Source organism: Paucibacter sediminis (genome assembly GCF_030254645.1).
Taxonomy (GTDB): Bacteria; Pseudomonadota; Gammaproteobacteria; order Burkholderiales; family Burkholderiaceae_C; genus Paucibacter_B; species Paucibacter_B sediminis.
In genome coordinates this window covers 4273354-4291472 of record NZ_CP116346.1, presented here as the reverse complement: position 1 = coordinate 4291472, position 18119 = coordinate 4273354, and the positions used below count along the sequence as shown (strand labels likewise).

General features: G+C 68.6%; 17 protein-coding genes and 2 pseudogenes. 11 read left to right on the top strand and 8 right to left on the bottom strand.

Translation table 11 applies throughout. The features are described from left to right. The first annotated feature begins 28 nt into the window (after window positions 1-28). The 4 genes from PFX98_RS19900 (at window position 29) to PFX98_RS19885 (ending at window position 5444) form a co-directional block, all read left to right on the top strand. On the top strand, window positions 29-688 hold the full coding sequence (locus PFX98_RS19900) for a response regulator (protein ID WP_285232221.1): 660 nt from the start codon (window positions 29-31) through the stop codon (window positions 686-688). Beyond that, the gene (locus PFX98_RS19895) at window positions 688-2010 is read left to right on the top strand and encodes an ATP-binding protein (RefSeq protein ID WP_285235650.1); all 1323 of its coding nucleotides are present in this window, start codon (window positions 688-690) and stop codon (window positions 2008-2010) included. The genes PFX98_RS19900 and PFX98_RS19895 overlap by 1 nt, the downstream gene beginning before the upstream one ends. Window positions 2011-2072: 62 nt before the next feature. Then, on the top strand, window positions 2073-3626 hold the full coding sequence (locus tag PFX98_RS19890; protein ID WP_285232220.1) for a DegQ family serine endoprotease: 1554 nt from the start codon (window positions 2073-2075) through the stop codon (window positions 3624-3626). A 123-nt stretch (window positions 3627-3749) separates the two neighbouring features. Continuing rightward, a complete protein-coding gene (locus PFX98_RS19885) occupies window positions 3750-5444 on the top strand; it encodes a serine hydrolase domain-containing protein (protein WP_285232219.1) in 1695 nt (564 codons plus the stop codon). Window positions 5445-5447: 3 nt separating this feature from the next. Here PFX98_RS19885 and PFX98_RS19880 read toward each other — a convergent pair whose 3' ends face one another. After that, window positions 5448-8705, bottom strand: a complete 3258-nt coding sequence (locus PFX98_RS19880) for an amidohydrolase family protein (RefSeq protein ID WP_285232218.1) — start codon at window positions 8703-8705, stop codon at window positions 5448-5450. 129 nt (window positions 8706-8834) lie between these two features. Between PFX98_RS19880 and PFX98_RS19875 the strand changes: the two genes are divergently transcribed. Next, complete coding sequence (locus tag PFX98_RS19875; RefSeq protein WP_285232217.1) at window positions 8835-10100, top strand: putative Na+/H+ antiporter; 1266 nt, start codon at window positions 8835-8837, stop codon at window positions 10098-10100. A 20-nt stretch (window positions 10101-10120) separates the two neighbouring features. After that, the gene (locus tag PFX98_RS19870; RefSeq protein ID WP_285232216.1) at window positions 10121-10618 is read left to right on the top strand and encodes a GlcG/HbpS family heme-binding protein; all 498 of its coding nucleotides are present in this window, start codon (window positions 10121-10123) and stop codon (window positions 10616-10618) included. 25 nt (window positions 10619-10643) lie between these two features. Here PFX98_RS19870 and PFX98_RS19865 read toward each other — a convergent pair. Beyond that, window positions 10644-11255, bottom strand: a pseudogene (locus tag PFX98_RS19865) (phosphoribosyltransferase); the annotation flags it as partial. A 14-nt stretch (window positions 11256-11269) separates the two neighbouring features. Beyond that, window positions 11270-11719, bottom strand: a complete 450-nt coding sequence (locus PFX98_RS19860; protein ID WP_285232215.1) for a host attachment protein — start codon at window positions 11717-11719, stop codon at window positions 11270-11272. A 135-nt stretch (window positions 11720-11854) separates the two neighbouring features. On the opposite strand from PFX98_RS19860, the gene PFX98_RS19855 reads away from it, so the two are divergent. Continuing rightward, window positions 11855-12283 (top strand): universal stress protein, encoded by a 429-nt coding sequence (locus PFX98_RS19855; protein ID WP_285232214.1) that lies wholly within the window; start codon window positions 11855-11857, stop codon window positions 12281-12283. Window positions 12284-12296: 13 nt separating this feature from the next. Beyond that, the gene (locus PFX98_RS19850; protein WP_285232213.1) at window positions 12297-12605 is read left to right on the top strand and encodes a hypothetical protein; all 309 of its coding nucleotides are present in this window, start codon (window positions 12297-12299) and stop codon (window positions 12603-12605) included. A 15-nt stretch (window positions 12606-12620) separates the two neighbouring features. Here the strand turns inward: PFX98_RS19850 and PFX98_RS19845 are convergent, their stop codons facing one another. From PFX98_RS19845 to PFX98_RS19835, 3 genes are all read right to left on the bottom strand, one after another. Continuing rightward, on the bottom strand, window positions 12621-13136 hold the full coding sequence (locus PFX98_RS19845) for a CBS domain-containing protein (protein ID WP_285232212.1): 516 nt from the start codon (window positions 13134-13136) through the stop codon (window positions 12621-12623). 102 nt (window positions 13137-13238) lie between these two features. Continuing rightward, window positions 13239-13931 (bottom strand): response regulator, encoded by a 693-nt coding sequence (locus PFX98_RS19840; RefSeq protein ID WP_285232211.1) that lies wholly within the window; start codon window positions 13929-13931, stop codon window positions 13239-13241. Further along, a complete protein-coding gene (locus PFX98_RS19835; RefSeq protein ID WP_285232210.1) occupies window positions 13928-14641 on the bottom strand; it encodes a sensor histidine kinase in 714 nt (237 codons plus the stop codon). The genes PFX98_RS19840 and PFX98_RS19835 overlap by 4 nt, the downstream gene beginning before the upstream one ends. A gap of 257 nt (window positions 14642-14898) precedes the next feature. Here PFX98_RS19835 and PFX98_RS19830 point away from each other — a divergent pair, with 257 nt between their 5' ends. From PFX98_RS19830 to PFX98_RS19820, 3 genes and pseudogenes are all read left to right on the top strand, one after another. Further along, window positions 14899-15696 (top strand): Crp/Fnr family transcriptional regulator, encoded by a 798-nt coding sequence (locus PFX98_RS19830; RefSeq protein WP_285232209.1) that lies wholly within the window; start codon window positions 14899-14901, stop codon window positions 15694-15696. A 51-nt stretch (window positions 15697-15747) separates the two neighbouring features. Further along, window positions 15748-15870 (top strand): annotated as a pseudogene (locus PFX98_RS19825) (alcohol dehydrogenase); the annotation flags it as partial. 233 nt (window positions 15871-16103) lie between these two features. Further along, window positions 16104-16442: a helix-turn-helix domain-containing protein gene (locus PFX98_RS19820; RefSeq protein ID WP_285232208.1), complete on the top strand. Its 339-nt coding sequence runs from the start codon at window positions 16104-16106 to the stop codon at window positions 16440-16442. Between the two features lie 428 nt (window positions 16443-16870). On the opposite strand, the gene PFX98_RS19815 is transcribed toward PFX98_RS19820, so the two are convergent. Beyond that, window positions 16871-17848, bottom strand: a complete 978-nt coding sequence (locus PFX98_RS19815) for a zonular occludens toxin family protein (protein ID WP_285232207.1) — start codon at window positions 17846-17848, stop codon at window positions 16871-16873. Beyond that, complete coding sequence (locus tag PFX98_RS19810) at window positions 17845-18117, bottom strand: DUF2523 family protein (RefSeq protein ID WP_285232206.1); 273 nt, start codon at window positions 18115-18117, stop codon at window positions 17845-17847. Before PFX98_RS19810 ends, PFX98_RS19815 begins: the two co-directional genes overlap by 4 nt. Between the last annotated feature and the right edge of the window lie 2 nt (window positions 18118-18119).

The following is an 18119-nucleotide window of genomic DNA, read 5'->3' as shown; positions in this document are numbered from 1 at the left end:
CCCCGTAAATCCGGCAAGAGGACTTGGCATGCGACTGCTGCTGGTGGAAGACGACCCGATGATTGGCGAGCAACTGCTCGAGTTGCTGCGCGCCGAAAGCTATGCGGTCGACTGGGTGCGCGACGGCGAACTGGCCGACGCGGCCCTGCAGGCACAGAACTACGACCTGGTGCTCCTGGACCTGGGCCTGCCCAAGCGCGATGGCATGAGCGTGCTGCGCGCGCTGCGGGCGCGCAAGCAGGTCATGCCGGTGCTGATCGCCACCGCCCGCGACGCACTGGAGCAGCGCATTGCCGGGCTGGACGCCGGCGCCGACGACTATGTGCTCAAGCCCTTCGAGCTGCATGAATTGCTGGCGCGCATCCGCGCGCTGCTGCGCCGTGCCAGCGGCCGCGCCGAGCCGGTTTACGAACACCGCGGCGTGAGCATCAACCCCGCCACCCGCGAGGTGGTGGCCGAGGGCCGGCAGGTCACGCTGTCGGCGCGCGAATGGGCGGTGCTGGAGCCGCTGCTGGCGCGGCCGGGCATGGTGCTGTCGCGCCAGCAGCTGGAGGAAAAGCTCTACAGCTGGAAGGACGAGATCAGCAGCAATGCGGTGGAGGTCTATATCCACGGCCTGCGCAAGAAGCTGGGTGCGGCGCTGATCCAGAACGTGCGCGGCGTGGGCTACCGGGTGCCCAAGGAATGATGCTGTTTCCCCGCTCCCTGCGCTACCGCCTGATCGCCTTCCTGCTGCTGGCCTTCTCGCTCTCGGCCCTGGTGCAGGGCGGCAGCGCCTACCGCACCGCGCTGCAGGAGGCCGACGAGATCTTCGACTACCACATGCAGCAGATGGCCTTCTCCCTGCAGGGCAGCGTCGGCAGCGGCACGGTGAGCCTGCCGCTGGGCGACCAGAAGAGCTACGACTTCATGGTGCAGGTCTGGGGCTTGGATGGCGTACCGATGTTCCGCTCTCCGGGTGAAGCCCTGCTGCCGCAGCGCGCGGTGCTGGGCTTCTCGAACCTGGACGCCAACGGCAAGCATTTCCGCGTGTTCTCGCTGCAGACGCGCTACCAGGTGGTGCAGGTTGCGCAGGACCTGGCGGTGCGCCAGCGCATGGCCGGCCAGCTGGCCTTTCGCACCATCGCGCCCATCGCCCTGATGCTGCCGCTGCTGGCTCTGGTGGTGTGGTGGGTGGTGAGCCATTCACTGGAGCCGGTGGCCAAGGTGCGCGACCAGCTGGCCGCGCGCGCGGTCGACGATCTCTCGCCGGTGGCCAGCGAGGAGCTGCCCGCCGAGGTCAAGCCCCTGGTGGACGAGCTCAACTCGCTCTTGGGCCGGGTGCGCCAGGCCTTCGAGGCGCAGCAGCACTTCATTGCGGATGCGGCGCACGAGCTGCGCTCACCGCTGGCGGCATTGAAGCTGCAGCTGCAATCGCTGCAGCGCGCGCCCGATGCACCCGGCCAGGCACTGGCGATCGGGCGCCTGGCCAGCGGCATCGAGCGCGCCAGCCATCTGATCGAACAGCTGATGGCGCTGGCGCGCGAGCAGGCGCCGGGCGAGGCCCAGCAGCTGGCGCAGCCGCTGGCGCTGGACCAGCTCTGCAAGGATGCGGTGGTGGACATCAGCGATGCCGCCGCGGCGCGCCAGATCGACCTGGGCCTGACGCGTTGCGATGCCGCCCAGGTGCGGGGCGAGCCCCAGGCGCTGCGCATGCTGCTGCGCAATCTGCTGGACAACGCCGTCAAATACAGCCCGGAAGGCGGGCGCGTGGACGTGAGCCTGCTGGCCACGCCCGACGAGGCCCTGCTGGTGGTGGAGGACAGCGGCCCCGGCATTGCGGTGGCCGAGCGCGAACGCGTGTTCGATCGCTTCTACCGCAGCGCCGACGCGCAGCAGGCCAGCGGCAGCGGCCTGGGCCTGGCCATCGTGAAGGCGATCGCCGAGCGCCATGGCGCCAGGCTCACGCTGGGCGAGGCGGCGGCGCTGGGCGGCCTGCGGGTGGAACTCAGGCTGCCGCGCATTAAGTGAGGTCTAAGTCTCCGAGAGCAAAGTTCGGCCATCGCGTCAACTCACTCTCAGGAGGCTTCCTCATGAACACCAAGCAAGTCAGCGAAACCATGGTTCCGGCCAAGCGCCTCGTGTGGGCGCTGGTGACCGCCGGGGTGCTGGGCGCCGCCGGCGGTGCCGCAGCGATGCGCGGCGCGGTGGCGATCAAGACCTCGGCCACCCCCGCCGAAGCCGCGACGCCTGCCAGCGAGCTGCTGGCCAGCGCCGCGCCCAGCGCGCAAGGGCCGGCCCCGGTGGCAACACCTGCCCCCGCCGGCTTTCCCGACTTTGCCCAGATCGCCGCGCGCCAGGGCGCCGCGGTGGTGAACATCAGCGTCACCGGCAGCGTCAAGACATCGATGCGGCGCGGCCAGCAGCCGCAGCTGGACCCGAACGATCCCTTCTACGAATTCTTCCGCCGCTTCGGCGTGCCCGGCATGCCGGGCGCCCCTGAAGGTCGCGAGATGCCCACGCGCGGCCAGGGCTCGGGCTTCATCGTCAGCGACGACGGCGTGATCCTCACCAACGCCCATGTGGTGCGCGATGCCAGCGAGGTCACCGTCAAGCTCACCGATCGCCGCGAGTTCCGCGCCAAGGTGCTGGGTGCCGATCCCAAGACCGATGTGGCGGTGATCAAGATCGAGGCCAAGGGCCTGCCCACCGTGCAGCTCGGCTCCACCAAGGATCTGCGTGTGGGCGAATGGGTGCTGGCGATCGGCTCGCCCTATGGCTTCGAGAACAGCGTCAGCGCCGGCGTGGTGAGCGCCAAGGGCCGCGCGCTGCCGCAGGAGAACTTCGTGCCCTTCCTGCAGACCGACGTGGCCATCAACCCCGGCAACTCGGGCGGCCCGCTCTTCAATGCGCGCGGCGAGGTGGTGGGCATCAACTCGCAGATCTACAGCCAGAGCGGCGGCTACCAGGGCCTGTCCTTCGCGATCCCGATCGAGCTCGCGAACCGGGTGCGCCAGCAGATCCAGAACGGCGGCAAGGCCCAGCATGCGCGCCTGGGCGTGACCATCCAGGACGTGAACCAGAGCTTTGCCGACTCCTTCAAGCTCGAGCGCCCCGAGGGCGCGCTGGTGGCGAGCGTGGAGGAGGGCGGGCCCGCCGCCAAGGCCGGTCTGCGTCCGGGCGATGTGATCCTGAAGTTCAAGGGCCAGGCGATCGTCGCCAGCACCGACCTGCCCACCCTGCTGGGCCTGGCCACGCCGGGCGAGAGCGCCAAGCTGGAGATCTGGCGCCAGGGCAAGCGCGAGGAGATCAGCGCCAAGCTCGGCGATGCCAACGACAAGGGCGCGCAAGTGGCCAGCAGCGACGAGGCAGGCCCGGCCCAGGGCAAGCTGGGGCTGGCGCTGCGCCCGCTGCAGCCCGAGGAAAAGCGCGAGTCCGGCCTGCGCGAGGGCCTGGTGGTGGAGGACGCCGGCGGCCCCGCCGCACAGGCCGGCGTGCGCCCCGGCGATGTGCTGCTGGCGGTGAATGGCACGCCGGTCAGCAGCATCGAGCAGGTGCGCTCGGTGGTGGCCGGCGCGGAGAAGTCGGTGGCCCTGCTGGTGCAGCGCGGCAAGGAGAAGATCTTCGTGCCGGTGAGACTCGGCTGAGCGGCCCGGTCGGCCTTGTTGACGGTTCATCCCGCGGTCGCTGCGCTTCGTCGCCCGCGGCTTTGATCCGGGCATGGCGCAGGGGCATGCTGCGCTCCTCAAAAACCACCGAGGAGCCCGCCCGTGCTCGACACCCGCCGCCATGTCCGCCCCGTCAGCAGCCAGGCCCTGCTCGGCAGCCTGTTCCTTGCCGGCCTGATCTCGCCGGCCAGCGCCCAGACCCTGCCCGATGGGCCCAGCATCGCCGCCTACGCCGAACAACTGCTCGACGAGCAGAAGCTTGGCCGCGACGGCCCGGGCGTGGCGATTCTGGTCGCACGCGGCGAGCACGTGCTGTACCGCGGTGCGCGCGGCATGGCCAGCCTGGAGCTGGGCGTGCCGCTCTCGCCCGACCAGGCCTTTCGCATCGGTTCGGTGACCAAGCAGTTCGCCGCCGCCGCGCTCCTGAAGCTGATCGACGAGGGGCGCGCCCGGCTCGACGATCCGCTCGCCAAATACCTGCCCGCCTACCCGCAGGGCGACAAGATCAGCCTGCTGCAGCTGCTCAACCACACCTCGGGCATCAAGAGCTACACCGGCATCCCGGGCTATATGGCCAACCCGGTGCGGCGCGAACTGAGCACCGCGCAGCTGATCGATGAGTTCAAGAACCAGCCGGCGGACTTCGCGCCCGGCCAGGGCTGGCTCTACAACAACTCGGGCTATGTGCTGGTGGGCGCCGTCATCGAGGCGATCACCGGCAAGCCCTGGCATCAGTACATCAACGAGGCCATGCTGGCGCCGAACCAGCTGGCGCGCACCGGCTATCCCGGCGAGACGCGCGTCATCAAGGGCATGGCCAGCGGCTATGGCGCCGATCCGGCCCAGGGCGTGATCGTTGACAACATGATCAGCATGACCCAGCCGCATGCGGCCGGCGCCTTTGTCTCCACCGTCGATGAGCTCTGGCGCTGGAACCGGCTGCTGCACGGCGGCAAGCTGCTGTCGCCCGCCAGCTACGCGCGCATGGTGACGCCCGAGGGCAAGGCCAGCGCGGCCAACTACGGTTTCGGCATCGCCAGCCAGACGCTGCGCGGCCAGACCCTCTACCAGCATGGCGGCGGCATCAACGGCTTCGTCTCCTCGCTCGCCTACATGCCGCAGACCCAGACCAGCGTGGTGCTGTTGCGCAACTCGACCGGCCCGGGGCTCAATCTGGACCTGCTGTCGCGCAAGCTCGGCGCCTTCGCGATCGGCCACAAATACGCGGAGCTGCAGCCCATCGCGATGACGGCCGCGCAGCTCAAGGCCTTCGAAGGCGTCTATGCCCTCGACGACAAGCAGACGCGCATGCTGGCCGTGCAGGACGGCCGCCTGATGTCCACGCGCGGTGGCGGCCGGCCGGTGGCGCTGCTGCCGGTCGGGCCCGACGAGTTTGCCTTCGAGATGAGCGTGGCGCGCTTCAAGGCCCAGCGCGATGGCGCCGGCAAGGTCGTCGCGTTGGCGCTTTACCAGGACGGTGAGGGCGCGGCCGAGGACTGGAAGCGCAGTGGCGACCTGCCCGTCGTGACGACGATCGCGCTCTCACCCGAACAGCAGCAGGCCTTGATCGGCGAGTACCAGTCGCCGCAGTTCCAGATCAAGGTGTTCAGGGACGAGCAGGGCGTGCTGCGCGGCCAAGCGCCGGGCCAGCCGGCCTTCGAACTCAAGGCCACGACGCCGCTGAACCTCTACGTCGCCCAGGTCGACGCCAAGCTCGACTTCGTGCTCAGCGAGGGCCGCGCCAGCCAGCTGACCCTGCTGCAGGGGCCCAACAAGCTGGTGATGCAGCGCCGCTGACGTTCAGTCGCCTTCATGCCCATGCGACACCATCTCGGTGTCGATGGGCGTGTGCACGCCGGCGCCCTCGAAGAAGAAGGGCTTGCGCGCCTTGCTGCGCAGGCCCACCTCGTTCATCGAGGGCAGCGCGTACAGGCGCCCGTTCAGCATCACATTGCTGATCTTGTCGCTGTTGCGGATATTGCCCAGCACATCGCCGTCGATGATCACCAGGTCGGCCAGCTTGCCGGCCTCGAGCGAGCCGATGTCCTTGTCCAGCCCCAGGTAGCGGGCCGGGTTCAGGGTGGCGCTGCGGATCGCTTCCAGCGAGCTCATGCCGCCCAGGCCGAACATCCACATCTCCCAATGCGCGCCCAGGCCCTCGCGCTGGCCATGGGCGCCGATATTGGTGCGCACGCCGGCGCGCTCCAGCTCGGTGGCGGTCTTGGCCACCTGGATGATGTTGAAGTCTTCCAGCGGTGCGGTGAGGCGGCGCACGCTGCGCGGCTCCAGCACCGAGCGCGGCACGAACTGCGAAAGAATCGGGTGCTTCCACACCTCGGTGGTGGCGTACCAGTAATGCTCGCCGTCCAGGCCGCCGTAGCCGACGTTGAGCGTCGGCGTGTAGCCCACCTGGGTCTGGCTCCAGAGCTGCTTCACATCGTCGTAGACCTTGGCCACCGGCAAGGCATGCTCCACGCCGGTGTGGCCGTCCACCACCTGGGTCATATTGAGCTGGAACAGCGAGCCGCCCTCGGGCACCACCATCATGTCGGTCTGGCGCGCCGCTTCGATGATCTGCTGGCGCTGGTCGCGGCGCGGCTGGTTGTAGCTCTTCACGCTCATCGCGCCGCCGGCCTTGAGGCGCTTGAGGTGGGTGAGGGCGTCGTCCAGGTTGTTGACGATGGCCGTCACATCCGCCTTGGCGCCATAGAGGATGGTGCCGGTGGAGTAGATGCGCGGCGCCACCACATGGCCGGCGCGCTGCATCTCCGATTGCGTGTAGATGTCGCTGGTGCGGTTGGAGGGGTCGTGGATGGTGGTGAGGCCGAAGGCCAGCGAGGCGTAGTTGACCCAGCTCTGCTGCGGGATGATCTGGCTCTCGCCCATGCCGCCATGCCAATGCGCGTCGATCAGGCCGGGGATCACGGTCTTGCCCTTGGCGTCGATGGCGAGCGCATCGGCCGGCACCTGCACCTCGCCGCGCTTGCCGATCGCGGCGATGCGGTTGCCATCCACCAGGATCACGCCGTCGTCGATGACCTCGTCGCCCTTCATCGTGACGATGCGCGCGCCGCTGATGGCGAGCCTGCCGCGCGGCTTGTCTGCGGCCTGCTTGAAGCCGATCTTGATGCCGGTCTCCGAGGGCTTGCCGTCCACCACCGGCACATTGAAGAGCTCGTCGCCCAGGGTGTAGCGCAGGGTCTGGCTGTCGCCCGACCAATGCAGGTACTCGCCCGCATTCACGTCCAGCTGTTTGACGGGCAGGGCCTCGGCCTTGGGGCCGACGCTGATCGACTTGCCGGTCTGCGGCAGCGGCATCACATAGGCGTGGAAGCGCTCAGCAAAGCCCAGCCAGCGGCCGTCGGGCGAGACCGCGTATTCGCTCGCGAACTCGCTCTTGGCGATCTCGGTCTCCTGCCGGTCCGCCAGGTTCACGCGCACCAGCTTGTGCGCCGAGTCCACCTCGTTGGTAAAGCTGTGGCGGGTCAGATAGAGGGCCTCGCTGCCGGCGCCGAACTGCGGCGCATCGCCGTCCTTGCTGATGCGCTCGGCCTTGCCGCGGCCGTCGCTGGCGGCGATGAACACGCCCGTCTCCAGGCCATGCCAGGGCGTGGTGAGGAAGCCGCCACGCGCCTTCACATAGGCCACCTGCTTGCCGTCGGGCGAGAAGCGCGGCTGCAGGTATTTGCCGGGTTCCTTGGTGATGACGGTCTCGCGGCCGCTGGCCAGGTCCAGCTTGCGCACGCTGCCCAGCTTCTCGTCGCTCCAGGTCGTGAACACGACTTCGCGACCGTCGCGCGAGAAGCTCGGGAAGGATTCGAAATGCTCGCCCTGCTGCGTCAGACGTTTCGGCGTGCCGTTAGGCAGATCCTTCAGATACAGATAGCCCAAGGCGGAATACACCGCACGTTTCCCGTCGGGCGAGACGTTGACCCAGCGCAGCTGGTGCACGTCGAACTGGTCGGGCGCCACCTCGTGCGCCACGCGCAGCGCCGGGCGCACCTCGCGGCTGTCCTTCACATGGAAGGCAATGGGGGCGGCGCTCTGCTTGAAGGGGTCGACCCGCCACAGCCCGCCCTTGGCCCAGACGACGATCTGCTTGGCGTCGGGGGTCCAGGCAAAGCCGGGATAGACGCCCTGCACCGACCAGGACTCCTGCATGTCGCGCTCGAGCTCACCCCAGGCCGGGAATTCGCGGCCGCTCTGCAGATCCTTCAGGAACAGGGTCGATTGATTGCCGGAACTGTTGCGGATGCGGCGCACAAAGGCGAGGTACCTACCATCGGGCGAGGGCGTGGGGCGGATCGCGCCGCCGGGGCCGGTGACGAAGGGCTCGCTGCTGCCGTCGCTCAAGTCCTGCCGCACGATGCGGAAGATCTCCTTGTTGGAGTCCTTGTTGTACTCGAAGCTGCGGCCGGGCGTGGCGTCGTTCGAGTAGTAGAGGTATTTGCCATCGGGCGAGAGCGCGGGTTCGCCCAGGTCCTTCTGCCAGTTGGGTTTCTCGTTGAGCTGCACACCCTTGCCGCCATCCAGGCTGAACAGCCAGATCTCGCCCGAGCCCAGCGAGCGCGTGCCGGTGTAATGCTTGCGTGCGGCGATGTAGCGGCCATTGGGGTGCCACACCGGGTTGTTCATCAGCCGGTAGTCTTCCTTGCTGATGGCGCGCGCGCCGCTGCCGTCCACATTCATGACCCAGATGTTGTCGCCACCGCCGGCGTCCGACACATAGGCCAGCTGCTTGCCGTCGGGCGAGAAACGCGCCTGCATCTCCCAGGCGATGCTGTGCGTCAGGGCCTTGGCCTCGCCGCCTTCGATGGGCAGCAGGTAGAGGTCGCCCAGCAGGTCGAACACCAGCTGCTTGCCGTCGGGGCTCACGTCCACGCTCATCCAGGTGCCGCTGCGGGCATCGATCTGCACCGTGCGCGCCTCGCCGGGCGGCTTGTTGACGTCCCAGGCGGGGGCCTTGGCATCGTTGGCCGCCATGGAGCTGGAGAAGAGGGCCGCTTGTAGCAGCGCTGCGCTGAGGAGTTTGAGTGCGGATGGGAAGGTGTATGGCATGGCGGCCGAGCTTAGCGAGCCGTCAAGGCCCTCACCATGGGGCTTGCCCTTTTTTGAGCCGCTAGGCGAACGGCCGTGCCTGGTTACCATCGGAGCCCACCGAACCTGGGCCCGAATGGCCCGCAGACCATGACTTTCGACAGCAACATCCAGTGGATCGGCGCCCTTTTGTTCGCACTGGCGCTGGTGCACACCTTCTCGACCAAGCTGTTCGAGCACCTCGCCCACAGCCGGCCGCGGCACGCCGGCATCTGGCATCTGCTGGGCGAGGTGGAGGTGGTGTTCGGCTTCTGGGCCATGGTGTTGATGCTGTGCCTGTTCGCGCTGGCGGGCCGCGGCCAGGCCCTGCAATACATCGACACGCGCAACTTCACCGAGCCCATGTTCGTGTTTGCCATCATGGTGATTGCCGGCACGCGGCCGGTGCTGCAGCTGGCCGGTGCCTGCGTGCGCGGCCTGGCGGGCCTGGCGCCGCGCGCCGGGCAGGGCGCCTGCACCTATTTTCTGGTGCTGGCCCTGGTGCCCCTGCTGGGCTCCTTCATCACCGAGCCCGCGGCGATGACGCTGGCGGCGCTGATGCTGCGCGACCGCCTGTTCGCCCATCAGGTCAGCACGCGGCTGCGCTATGCCACGGTGGGCGTGCTGTTCGTCAACATCTCCATTGGCGGCGCGCTGACGCCGTTTGCGGCGCCGCCGGTGCTGATGGTGGCCGGCCCCTGGAACTGGGACCTGGCCTTCATGCTGAGCCATTTCGGCGGTAAGGCGGCGCTGGCGGTGCTGCTCAATGCCGGCTTGGCGGCGCTGTACTTTCGCAGCGAGTTGGCGGTGATGGCGCAGGCCCCCAGGGTGGCCGAGCCGGCGCGTGTGCCGGTGGCCATCATGCTGGTGCACCTGGCGTTCCTGGCCGGCGTGGTGATGTTTGCCCACCATCCCGCGCTGTTCATGGGCCTGTTCCTGTTCTTCCTCGGTTTTGCCACCGCCTACCAGCGCCACCAGGACACGCTGATCCTGCGCGAGGCGCTGCTGGTGGCCTTCTTCCTGGCCGGCCTGGTGGTGCTGGGCGGTCTGCAGCAATGGTGGTTGCAACCGCTGCTGATGGGCATGGACGCGCGCGCGGTGTTCTTCGGCGCCACCGCGCTCACCGCCATCACCGACAACGCGGCGCTCACCTATCTGGGCTCGCTGGTGCCCGGGCTGAGCCAGGAGTTCAAGATCGCGCTGGTGTCCGGCGCCATCTGCGGCGGCGGTCTGACGGTGATCGCCAACGCGCCGAATCCCGCCGGCGTGGCGATATTGCGCGGCAGCTTTGCCGAAGCCAGCATTCATCCGCTAGGCTTGTTGGCGGCCGCCCTGTTGCCGACGGCGGTGGCGATGTTGTCGTTTGCCTTGCTCTAACGAAACCGCTGGAGGTTTGCATGTCCTACAAAACCCGCCTTGCGATGCTGCTGTGCGCCTGCTTCGGTCTGCATGCGCAGGCCCAGGAAGGCAGCTACGCGACCAGGTCGCTGACACCGGAGACCGCCCTGCAGGCGGCGCGCGCGGCGCTGGAATCCTGCCGCAAGCAGGGCTTCCAGGTGGCGGTGGCGGTGGTCGATCGCGCCGGCATCACCCAGGTGCTGTTGCGCGACCGTTACGCCGGGCCGCACACCGTGGAGGTGGCCGCCAGCAAGGCCTGGACGGCGCTGAGCTTCCGCAGCGCCAGCAGCGCGCTGGCGCAGGAGACCCAGCCCGGCCGGCCCATGAGCGGCCTGCGCAACCAGCCGCGCTTCATCGCCGCCGGCGGCGGCCTGCCGATCGAAGGCGGCGGCAGCCTGCTGGGCGGCATCGGCGTGTCCGGCGCGCCGGGCGGCGAGCAGGACGAGGCCTGTGCGCGGGCGGGGCTGAAGGGCGTGGCCGATCTGATCGAGTTCTGAGCAAGCGTCTTTCGAGCCAGTCGCGCAGCAGCGCCATCACCTCCTCGTCCTCGACCTGGGCAAATTCGCGATAGAACTGCCCCACCGCCTCGAAGTCAGCGGGGGCCTGCAGGCACACCACCTCGTCGGCCAGCGCGGCGACCTTCTCGAGCGCGTTGTCCGATGCCACCGGCACCGCGCAGATCAGTCGCGCCGGCCGGCGCTGCCGCAGCCCATGCAGGGCTGCCACCATGGTGGCGCCGGTGGCGAGGCCGTCGTCCACCACGATGACGATGCGCCCGGCCGGATCGATCGGCGCGCGCAGCGGCGTGTAGGCGGCGCGGCGGCGCCGGATGGTCTCGAGCTGGTGGCGCTGCTCGGCGGCGATATAGGCCGCGTCGGCGCCCGTCTCGGCCGCGTAAGGCGCCAGGTAGGTCCAGCCGCTCTCATCCACCGAGCCGATCGCCAGCTCGGGCTGCCAAGGCGCCCGCAGCTTGCGCACCAGCACCAGGTCCAGCTCGCCTTGCAGCCGCTCGGCGAGCAGCTTGGCCATCGGCACGGCGCCGCGCGGTATCGCCAGCACCAACGGGTGCTGGCCGCGATGCCCCAGCAGGCGCTCGGCCAACCGGCGCGCCGCGTCCTCGCGGTCCGCGAACATGACGGGATGGGCCATCAGGCCTCGAACAGGCGCGGATCGCGCAACCTTTGCGCCAGCTCGTCAAGGGGCAGGGCGGTGAGGTCGCTCGCGTGTGCGAGCTGCACATGCCGAGCCACCTGGGGGCTCAGGCGCGCCCTGAGTTCGCCCAGGAAGGGGTTGGAGGCGAACAGCCACAGGCTGTCGTAGCGGCCCTCCGCCAGGCCCTGGGCGAGCCGCTCGGCCAGCTCGTCGGCAAACTGCTGGTGCTGCTTGCGGCGGGCGTCGGTGCGCGGCTCGAAGCGGCTGCCGGCGCTGCTGTGGTCTGAGGCCTCATGGCCGGGCCGGTCGCTGCCCAGTTCGCTGCCCTTCAGGCGGCTTTCCGGGTGATTGTGTTCGGCCAGCACCTCCAGCGGCTGCGCCGGCGAGGCGCGGCCATACAGGCGTGCCGTGGCGGCGTTGGCAATCAGGATCCATTGCGTCTTCATGTCCGGCTCCTTGCAGCACTTGGCGGCTGCCCTGCCACGAATCTAGTGCCGCGGTGGCGTGCGGCATTGCGCCGGCTCAACGGCCGCCGAGCCCGCCTCGCTACGCTGGGGCGGCATAGACAGCTGGAGCACATCATGTTGAAGCTATTGATACCTGTCGATGGATCCGAGCATTCGCAACATGCGATCGAGGCGGTGGCCAAGCTGGCAAAGGCCCAGGCGCAGCTGGAGCTGATCCTGCTGCATGTGGCCAGCCCGCCGGCCTTCTATGGCGAGCTGACGCCCGCCGGCTTCGAGGAGCTGGACAGCGCGGTGCGCGCCAACCAGGCGCGCGTGCTGGAAACCGCCGCCCGCATGGCCAAGGACTGCGGCCTGAACGTGATCGCCAGCAAGGGCGTGACCGGCATGGTGGCGCCCGAGATCGTGCGCGCGGCGAGCGAAGCCGGGGTGGACCAGATCGTCATGGGCACGCGCGGCATGGGCGCGCTGGGCGGGGTGCTGCTGGGTTCGGTGGCACAACGGGTGGTGCATATGGCCAGCATGCCGGTGCTGCTGGTGAAGTAGCGTCATCGGCATCATGAAGCCCAAGCAACCACGCCAGGCAGGCCAGCCACGAAGCGCCACCCGCGTCGAACAGCGCGAGGACGATCTGATCCTGGACCGGCCCGATGGCTATTACTGGCAGGCCGAGCCGGACGGCCCGGCCTTCGGCCCCTTCGAAAGCTATGAGCTGGCGCGCGCCGACCGCCACGCCGGCGAGGAAAGCCTGGCGCCCGGCGAGACCCTGCCCGAGGTCGAAGACGAGATCGGCATGGCCGCCTGGATCGATCCCGAGACCGGGGCGCCGGCCGAAGGCCAGTCGCCCCCGCATCTGTCTGAACCCTGAGCGCGGGCCTGCCGCTCAGGCGCCGGCCACCACGCTGGCCCAGTTGGCACGGCCGATGGCCGGGATCAGCAGCGGCTCGCCCCGGGCCGCCGGCGTGGCCGGGGTCTCGCGCAGCTCGCGGGCCATGCCGCTGCGGATGATGCGCACCAGGCTCACCAGCTCGGCCGAGTAGGCCTCGATCAGGTCGTCCAGCGAGAGCAGGCCCAGCAGCTGGTCGCCGCTGCCCTTCACCAGCAGGCGGCGCACGCCGCTGTGCGCCATGGCCTGCATGGCGTCGCCGAGCTCGGCGTGCTCGGCGACCAGCACCAGGGTGGTGTGGGCCAACTCGCCCACGCGCAGGTCTTCGCCCCGCGCCTCGCGCGCCAGCGCGTCCAGCACCAGGTCGCGGTCGGTGACGATGCCGTAGACATGCCGGCCCTGCGCTTCGCCGCTGGTGACCACCAGGGCGCCCACATGGTGCTGGCGCATCAGGCGCGCGGCCTCGCCCAGCGAACCCTGCGCGTCAATGCTGACGACCTGCCGTTTGCACATGGTTCCAACTTGCATAGCTCGCTCCATTGGCAGCTGACGCCACGGCGTCCACATGCGGAGTGTGCGCAGCGCCGGCGGCCAGGCGTTGAGTCGGCTCAACAGCTAGCCGAGCGGGCCGGGGCCGGTATCGGCGTCGTCCAGCTGGTGCTCGATGCCGTAGCGCACCAGGGCGGCCAGATTCGGCAGCTGCAGCTTTTCGAGGATGTGCGTCTTGTGGCTGCTGACCGTCTTGATGGAAAGGTGCAGCGCGTCGGCGATGTCGATCAGGCGCTGGCCACCCACCAAGCGCCGCAGCACCTCGAGTTCGCGGTTGCTGAGCTGCTCGTGGCTGGGCGCGGGGAGGGCGCCGCTGAGCTGCTGGATCACGCGTTCGGCCAGGCTGGCCGAGGCGTAGCTGCCGCCCGCGGCCAGCTTGCTGACGGCGCGGGCCAACTCGGCCGAGGCGCTGTCCTTGGTGAGGTAGCCCTGGGCGCCGGCCTTGAAGGCGCGCAAGGCGTACTGCTCCTCTGCATGCATGCTCAGCACCAGCACGCGCGTGGCTGGGAACTCGGCCCGCACCCGGGCGATCAGCTCCAGGCCGCTCATGCCCGGCATGGAGAGATCGGCGATCATGACGTCGGCGGCATGCCGGCCCAGGCAGGCCAGCGCCTCGTGGCCGGAGCTGGCCTCATCCACCGTCCAGCGCGCGTCGCAGGCCTGCAGGATGTGCCTGAGGCCCTCGCGCACCATGGCATGGTCGTCGACGAGCAGCAGCCGCAACGGCATGGCCAGCGGGGCATCGAAGGCGCGCGTCATGCTGGCTCTCCCGCGCGCCGCGGGTCGGCTGGCTGGCCCAGCGGCAGCACGACCCGCACGCGCGCGCCTCCGGCGGGCCCCTGGTCCAGCAGCAGGCTGCCGCCCAGCAGGGCCGCGCGTTCGCTCATGCCCAGCAGGCCAAAGGCATCGTCGCGGTTCGGCAGGGGGCTGGGAAAGCCGCGGCCATCGTCCTGCACCGTCAGCTGCAGCTGCTGGCCGACATGGTGCAGGGCGATCCAAACCCGCCGCGCCCGCGCGTGCTTGCCGACATTGCTGAGCGCCTCCTGCACCATGCGGTAGAGCGCGGTGGCCATGCGGTGATCGGCCGGGGGCTCGCTGTCGTCGAGCTCCACGCTCACCTCCAGCCCGAGCCGGTGCCCCGACTCGCGCGCCAGCCATTCGATCGCGGCGTTCAGACCCAGGTCGTCGAGCATCAGCGGCCGCAGGTCCGCGGCAATCCTGCGCATTGCCGCAACGGCGCCATCCAGGGTCTGCAACATGGCCTGCAACTGCTTCTGGCTGGCGCGCCCCTGCAGTTCCTCGCTCAAGCCCATCAAGCCCATCTTCAGGGCCGAGAGGCGCTGGCCCATTTCGTCGTGCAGCTCGCGCGAGATGCGGCGGCGTTCCTCCTCGCGCGCGTCGATCAGGCTGCCCGAGAAACGCCGCAGCGCCAGCGCCAAGCCATCCCGCTCTGTGGATTCCTGTTCCATCGTCGACCCCAGCGCCCGGCTTGTCGTGAGCAGGGCGCAGCAGCTTGGAAATTGCACCCAAGGCCGCGGCGTGGATTTGACCTGGCGCAAGCGCATCGGGTTTGCGAAGGCGAGGGCGCGCATGCGGCTAGGAATACTCCGAACCCGGCTCGGAATGCGCGCACGCCAGGCCGCGCCTTGCGCCGATGGCGCCGGCCCGGCCGATCGCCGATGCTTGCTGCAGGCCCTCAAAGTCTTGCAGGCACGCGGGAGTTCTCATGTACGCCACGGCATCCGGATCCGACCTGATGCGCGCTTTCGCGCCGCAGCGAACCGCCAGGGATGCGCCGCTGCCTCACAGCCTGTCCGATCTGCTGAGGCTGCTGGGTGCGACTTGGCAGGTGGGCGCCACCAGCGATGGCTTCCCGCTCGCGCTGCGCCAGCTGCGCGCCGACGCGGCGCTGTTCCACGAGGGCGCGGGCGTGGAGTGCATCTACTTCGTGCAAAGCGGTGCCTTCAAGCGCGTGCGCACCGCCGAGGACGGCTACGAGCAGGTGCTGGGCTTTGCCTTGCGCGGCGACTTGCTGGGCTTTGATGCGATCTGCCTGGGCCGGCATCCCACCGCGGCCATCGCGCTGGAGGACGCACGCGTATTCGCCCTGCAGGTGCAGGACCTGGCAGGCCTGGCCGCGTCGCTACCGGCCTTCGAGCCGCTGCTGCAAAAGGCCACCAGCCTGGAGCTGCAGCGCCAGGGCGAGGTGCTGCAGCTGATGGCAGCGGTGGCGGCCGAGGTCCGGCTGGCGCGCTTCCTGCTGCAGCTGTCGGCGCGCATGCAGCTGATGGGCCAGTCGGCGCGGCGCTTGTACCTGCGCATGTGCCGGCGCGATATCGCCAGCCATCTCGGCGTTGCCCACGAGACCGTCAGCCGCTCGTTCACGCTGCTGGCCGATTGGGGCTGCCTGCGCGTGGACAACCGCGAGGTGGAAATCCTGGACATGGGCTTGCTGCGCCAGCTGGCGTCGAGCACGCGCGGCAGCTTGGACCTGCAGGCGGAGCGACTGGCTGGCCATGCTTGATGAGCTTGTCGATGCCCGTCTGCGCGAATTGCCGGGCCGCCTGGCCTTGGAATGGCCCGGCGGCAGCCGCTGCGGGTGCGCGTCACGCCGTACCCGCTGGCACAGGCCAACGCGGCGCTGGCCGACCTGCGCAGCGGGCGCCTGGTGGGCGCCGCGGTGCTGCAATGCGGCTGAGAGCTCAGCTCAGCGCAAAGCCGTCGGCCGGCGTGGTGAGAGGAGAAGCAGGTCGCCAGCACGGCGGTGTGAGTCGCGGGCGTCGGCAGCAGGCGCGGCCAAGGCCAAGCACAGGATCACATGGTAATGATGGTTAACATAATACACATTGTCGAACTTGCAGCGTCACACCTTTGGGGGATGCTGCGCCGCTGGGCCTCAAGTTTTGGCCTAGGGTTTCCGACCCTTAAGGCATGTTGAACCGCCTGCCCAAAGACCCGGGCAACCTCGCCCAACTGATGGCCGACTTAGGCCACCCGTCATGCGCTCGCATCGCCAAAGCGCTGGGCGTCAGCGTGCGCACCGTGGAGCGCTGGAAGCGCGGAAAGACCCCGCGTGTCGCTCTGCTTTCCCTGTGGTGGTTGTCTCGTGAAGGCCACAGCGTATGGGATTGTGAGATGTCCAACCGGACACGGCTGGCCATTCAAACGAACGAAGCCCTATGGCGCGAGCTGCGAAGGTCTAGAGGACGCGAACACCTCGGCGCGGAGTTCAAGGCAAGGCCCGCGAGCAACGAACGGCATTTCGCCTAGGCTGGGTTCCCGTGGCCGGTGGCCAACTCCCCAGGGCTACCGCCCCGGACCCGGCTAAATCAAGCGACCAGCAGCAACACGGCCTTTAGACAGGCACACGCCAAACCTACGACGACGAAGATCACCAGCAAGCGCCACCAATTGCGCTCCCACCAGCTGTGGGAACGTCGAAATTCTCGACGAGGCGGCAACCTCTTCAAATTGTCAACAAACGGAGGCTCCGAGGACACGGGGAGCTGAGAAGGACTCGAAGGCAGCTTCAGCCACCGGAAGCGCCTCCTAATACCGAGCACGTTTTCCTTGTAGTGCTCTTGATACCAATCACGGTCATGAACGCCCATAGCTTTATCTGCTCCCCAGATAACCCATTATGAGCTAGGCCCGCGCCTCAATCGGTCCGCTACGCGGCCCGCTCGCCGCGCCGGCGTCTACTTGAGGATGTGTGACCTCGGGTCCCCGCCGAAGCTGATCAACCCGGGCCCAGGCTGCGAATCGGCAGCTTTCTCGGCTGGCTTGGGGGCCTCGGTGGGCTTGTCCATGTTCAGCGCGACCAATCCACCAAAGCCGCGAGCCGACGACTGACAAGCCTCCCACTCGACCACGACCGGGAAGCCATCAGAACCGAGGCAGGAGCAACGATCGCGATACGCGATGCACCCGACCACCTTCGGGGCCGACGCGGCGGCCTGAGGGGCCATAGGCACCGCTGCCGGCACCGTCAACGACGCGACCGGATCAACCGGGCCAGGAGCCGACGCGCGCGCCATAGGAACGTGGGCCGCAGGCTTGCCGCCATCCAGCTTGCTCGACACGGACGAATACGCACGCACACCCAGGCCGCCCAGGGCCAGCACCGCCGCGCCCAGCACGAGGACGGAGCGCGGCATGGACCGAATCGGCTTGATGTGGATGCTCGCGCTTTTGTACTTGCCGAAAACGCGCTTCGGCAGCGAGTAGCGCTTCTTGATCGGCGCGGCGCGGAACGTCTCCGGATTCGTCGCCTCGGGCCACTCGTACCACCAGCGGCCCAGCATGCCCACATCGCGCAAATGAATGTGACGCCCGACCAGCCGGCGCACGTTCTGATGCAACAAATTAGGATGCTGGGTGATCAGGAAGAAATCAAGGCCGCGATGCCGGTGCGTTTCAAGGGCTTCAATCTCAGCCGGCACACGTGCACCAGCGCCGGCAGGCCGCCAAACGCGCTGAACTTCGTCAATCACCACAGCCGCGCCATCCTCGACCAGCTCCGGCCAGCGCTTGGGATCATCAAGCGGCACATGGGGCAATTGCAGCTCCGGGATGCCATCGCAGTAGACGGCACGGCCCTTGGTGAGCTGCAAGAGCAGATCGACGAGGGCCGCAGTCTTGCCCGCGCCTGGCGCTCCGGTAATCAACGTGATCACAGAAGCTGCATCCGCTTCAACGGGATCAGAGCCACGCGGCCAACGATGGCCCCGGCGACCAGCGACAGACCGTGATTCGCGCCGGATAGCGCGACATAGGCCGCGACGCCCGCGCCCATGCTCGACCAGTTAGCCCGGGCCTGATCCAGCAGACCGGAAACCGCCAGATCGACGCCAATGAATGACACCACGCCGAAGCCGAGCGCAGTCATCACCTGACGCGCCACCGGAGCGGCCATGGCCATGACGAAAGAACCAAAGCCAGCCATTA

What these genes read in the sequence shown, in the direction of transcription:
- PFX98_RS19835 (WP_285232210.1), bottom strand. Translation starts at nt 14,641, where the DNA reads ATGGAACAGGAATCCACAGAGCGGGATGGCTTGGCGCTGGCGCTGCGG.
- PFX98_RS19890 (WP_285232220.1), top strand. Translation starts at nt 2,073, where the DNA reads ATGAACACCAAGCAAGTCAGCGAAACCATGGTTCCGGCCAAGCGCCTC.
- PFX98_RS19875 (WP_285232217.1), top strand. Translation starts at nt 8,835, where the DNA reads ATGACTTTCGACAGCAACATCCAGTGGATCGGCGCCCTTTTGTTCGCA.
- PFX98_RS19810 (WP_285232206.1), bottom strand. Translation starts at nt 18,117, where the DNA reads ATGGCTGGCTTTGGTTCTTTCGTCATGGCCATGGCCGCTCCGGTGGCG.
- PFX98_RS19845 (WP_285232212.1), bottom strand. Translation starts at nt 13,136, where the DNA reads ATGTGCAAACGGCAGGTCGTCAGCATTGACGCGCAGGGTTCGCTGGGC.
- PFX98_RS19895 (WP_285235650.1), top strand. Translation starts at nt 688, where the DNA reads ATGCTGTTTCCCCGCTCCCTGCGCTACCGCCTGATCGCCTTCCTGCTG.
- PFX98_RS19850 (WP_285232213.1), top strand. Translation starts at nt 12,297, where the DNA reads ATGAAGCCCAAGCAACCACGCCAGGCAGGCCAGCCACGAAGCGCCACC.
- PFX98_RS19855 (WP_285232214.1), top strand. Translation starts at nt 11,855, where the DNA reads ATGTTGAAGCTATTGATACCTGTCGATGGATCCGAGCATTCGCAACAT.
- PFX98_RS19880 (WP_285232218.1), bottom strand. Translation starts at nt 8,705, where the DNA reads ATGCCATACACCTTCCCATCCGCACTCAAACTCCTCAGCGCAGCGCTG.
- PFX98_RS19830 (WP_285232209.1), top strand. Translation starts at nt 14,899, where the DNA reads ATGTACGCCACGGCATCCGGATCCGACCTGATGCGCGCTTTCGCGCCG.
- PFX98_RS19870 (WP_285232216.1), top strand. Translation starts at nt 10,121, where the DNA reads ATGTCCTACAAAACCCGCCTTGCGATGCTGCTGTGCGCCTGCTTCGGT.
- PFX98_RS19860 (WP_285232215.1), bottom strand. Translation starts at nt 11,719, where the DNA reads ATGAAGACGCAATGGATCCTGATTGCCAACGCCGCCACGGCACGCCTG.
- PFX98_RS19820 (WP_285232208.1), top strand. Translation starts at nt 16,104, where the DNA reads ATGTTGAACCGCCTGCCCAAAGACCCGGGCAACCTCGCCCAACTGATG.
- PFX98_RS19840 (WP_285232211.1), bottom strand. Translation starts at nt 13,931, where the DNA reads ATGACGCGCGCCTTCGATGCCCCGCTGGCCATGCCGTTGCGGCTGCTG.
- PFX98_RS19900 (WP_285232221.1), top strand. Translation starts at nt 29, where the DNA reads ATGCGACTGCTGCTGGTGGAAGACGACCCGATGATTGGCGAGCAACTG.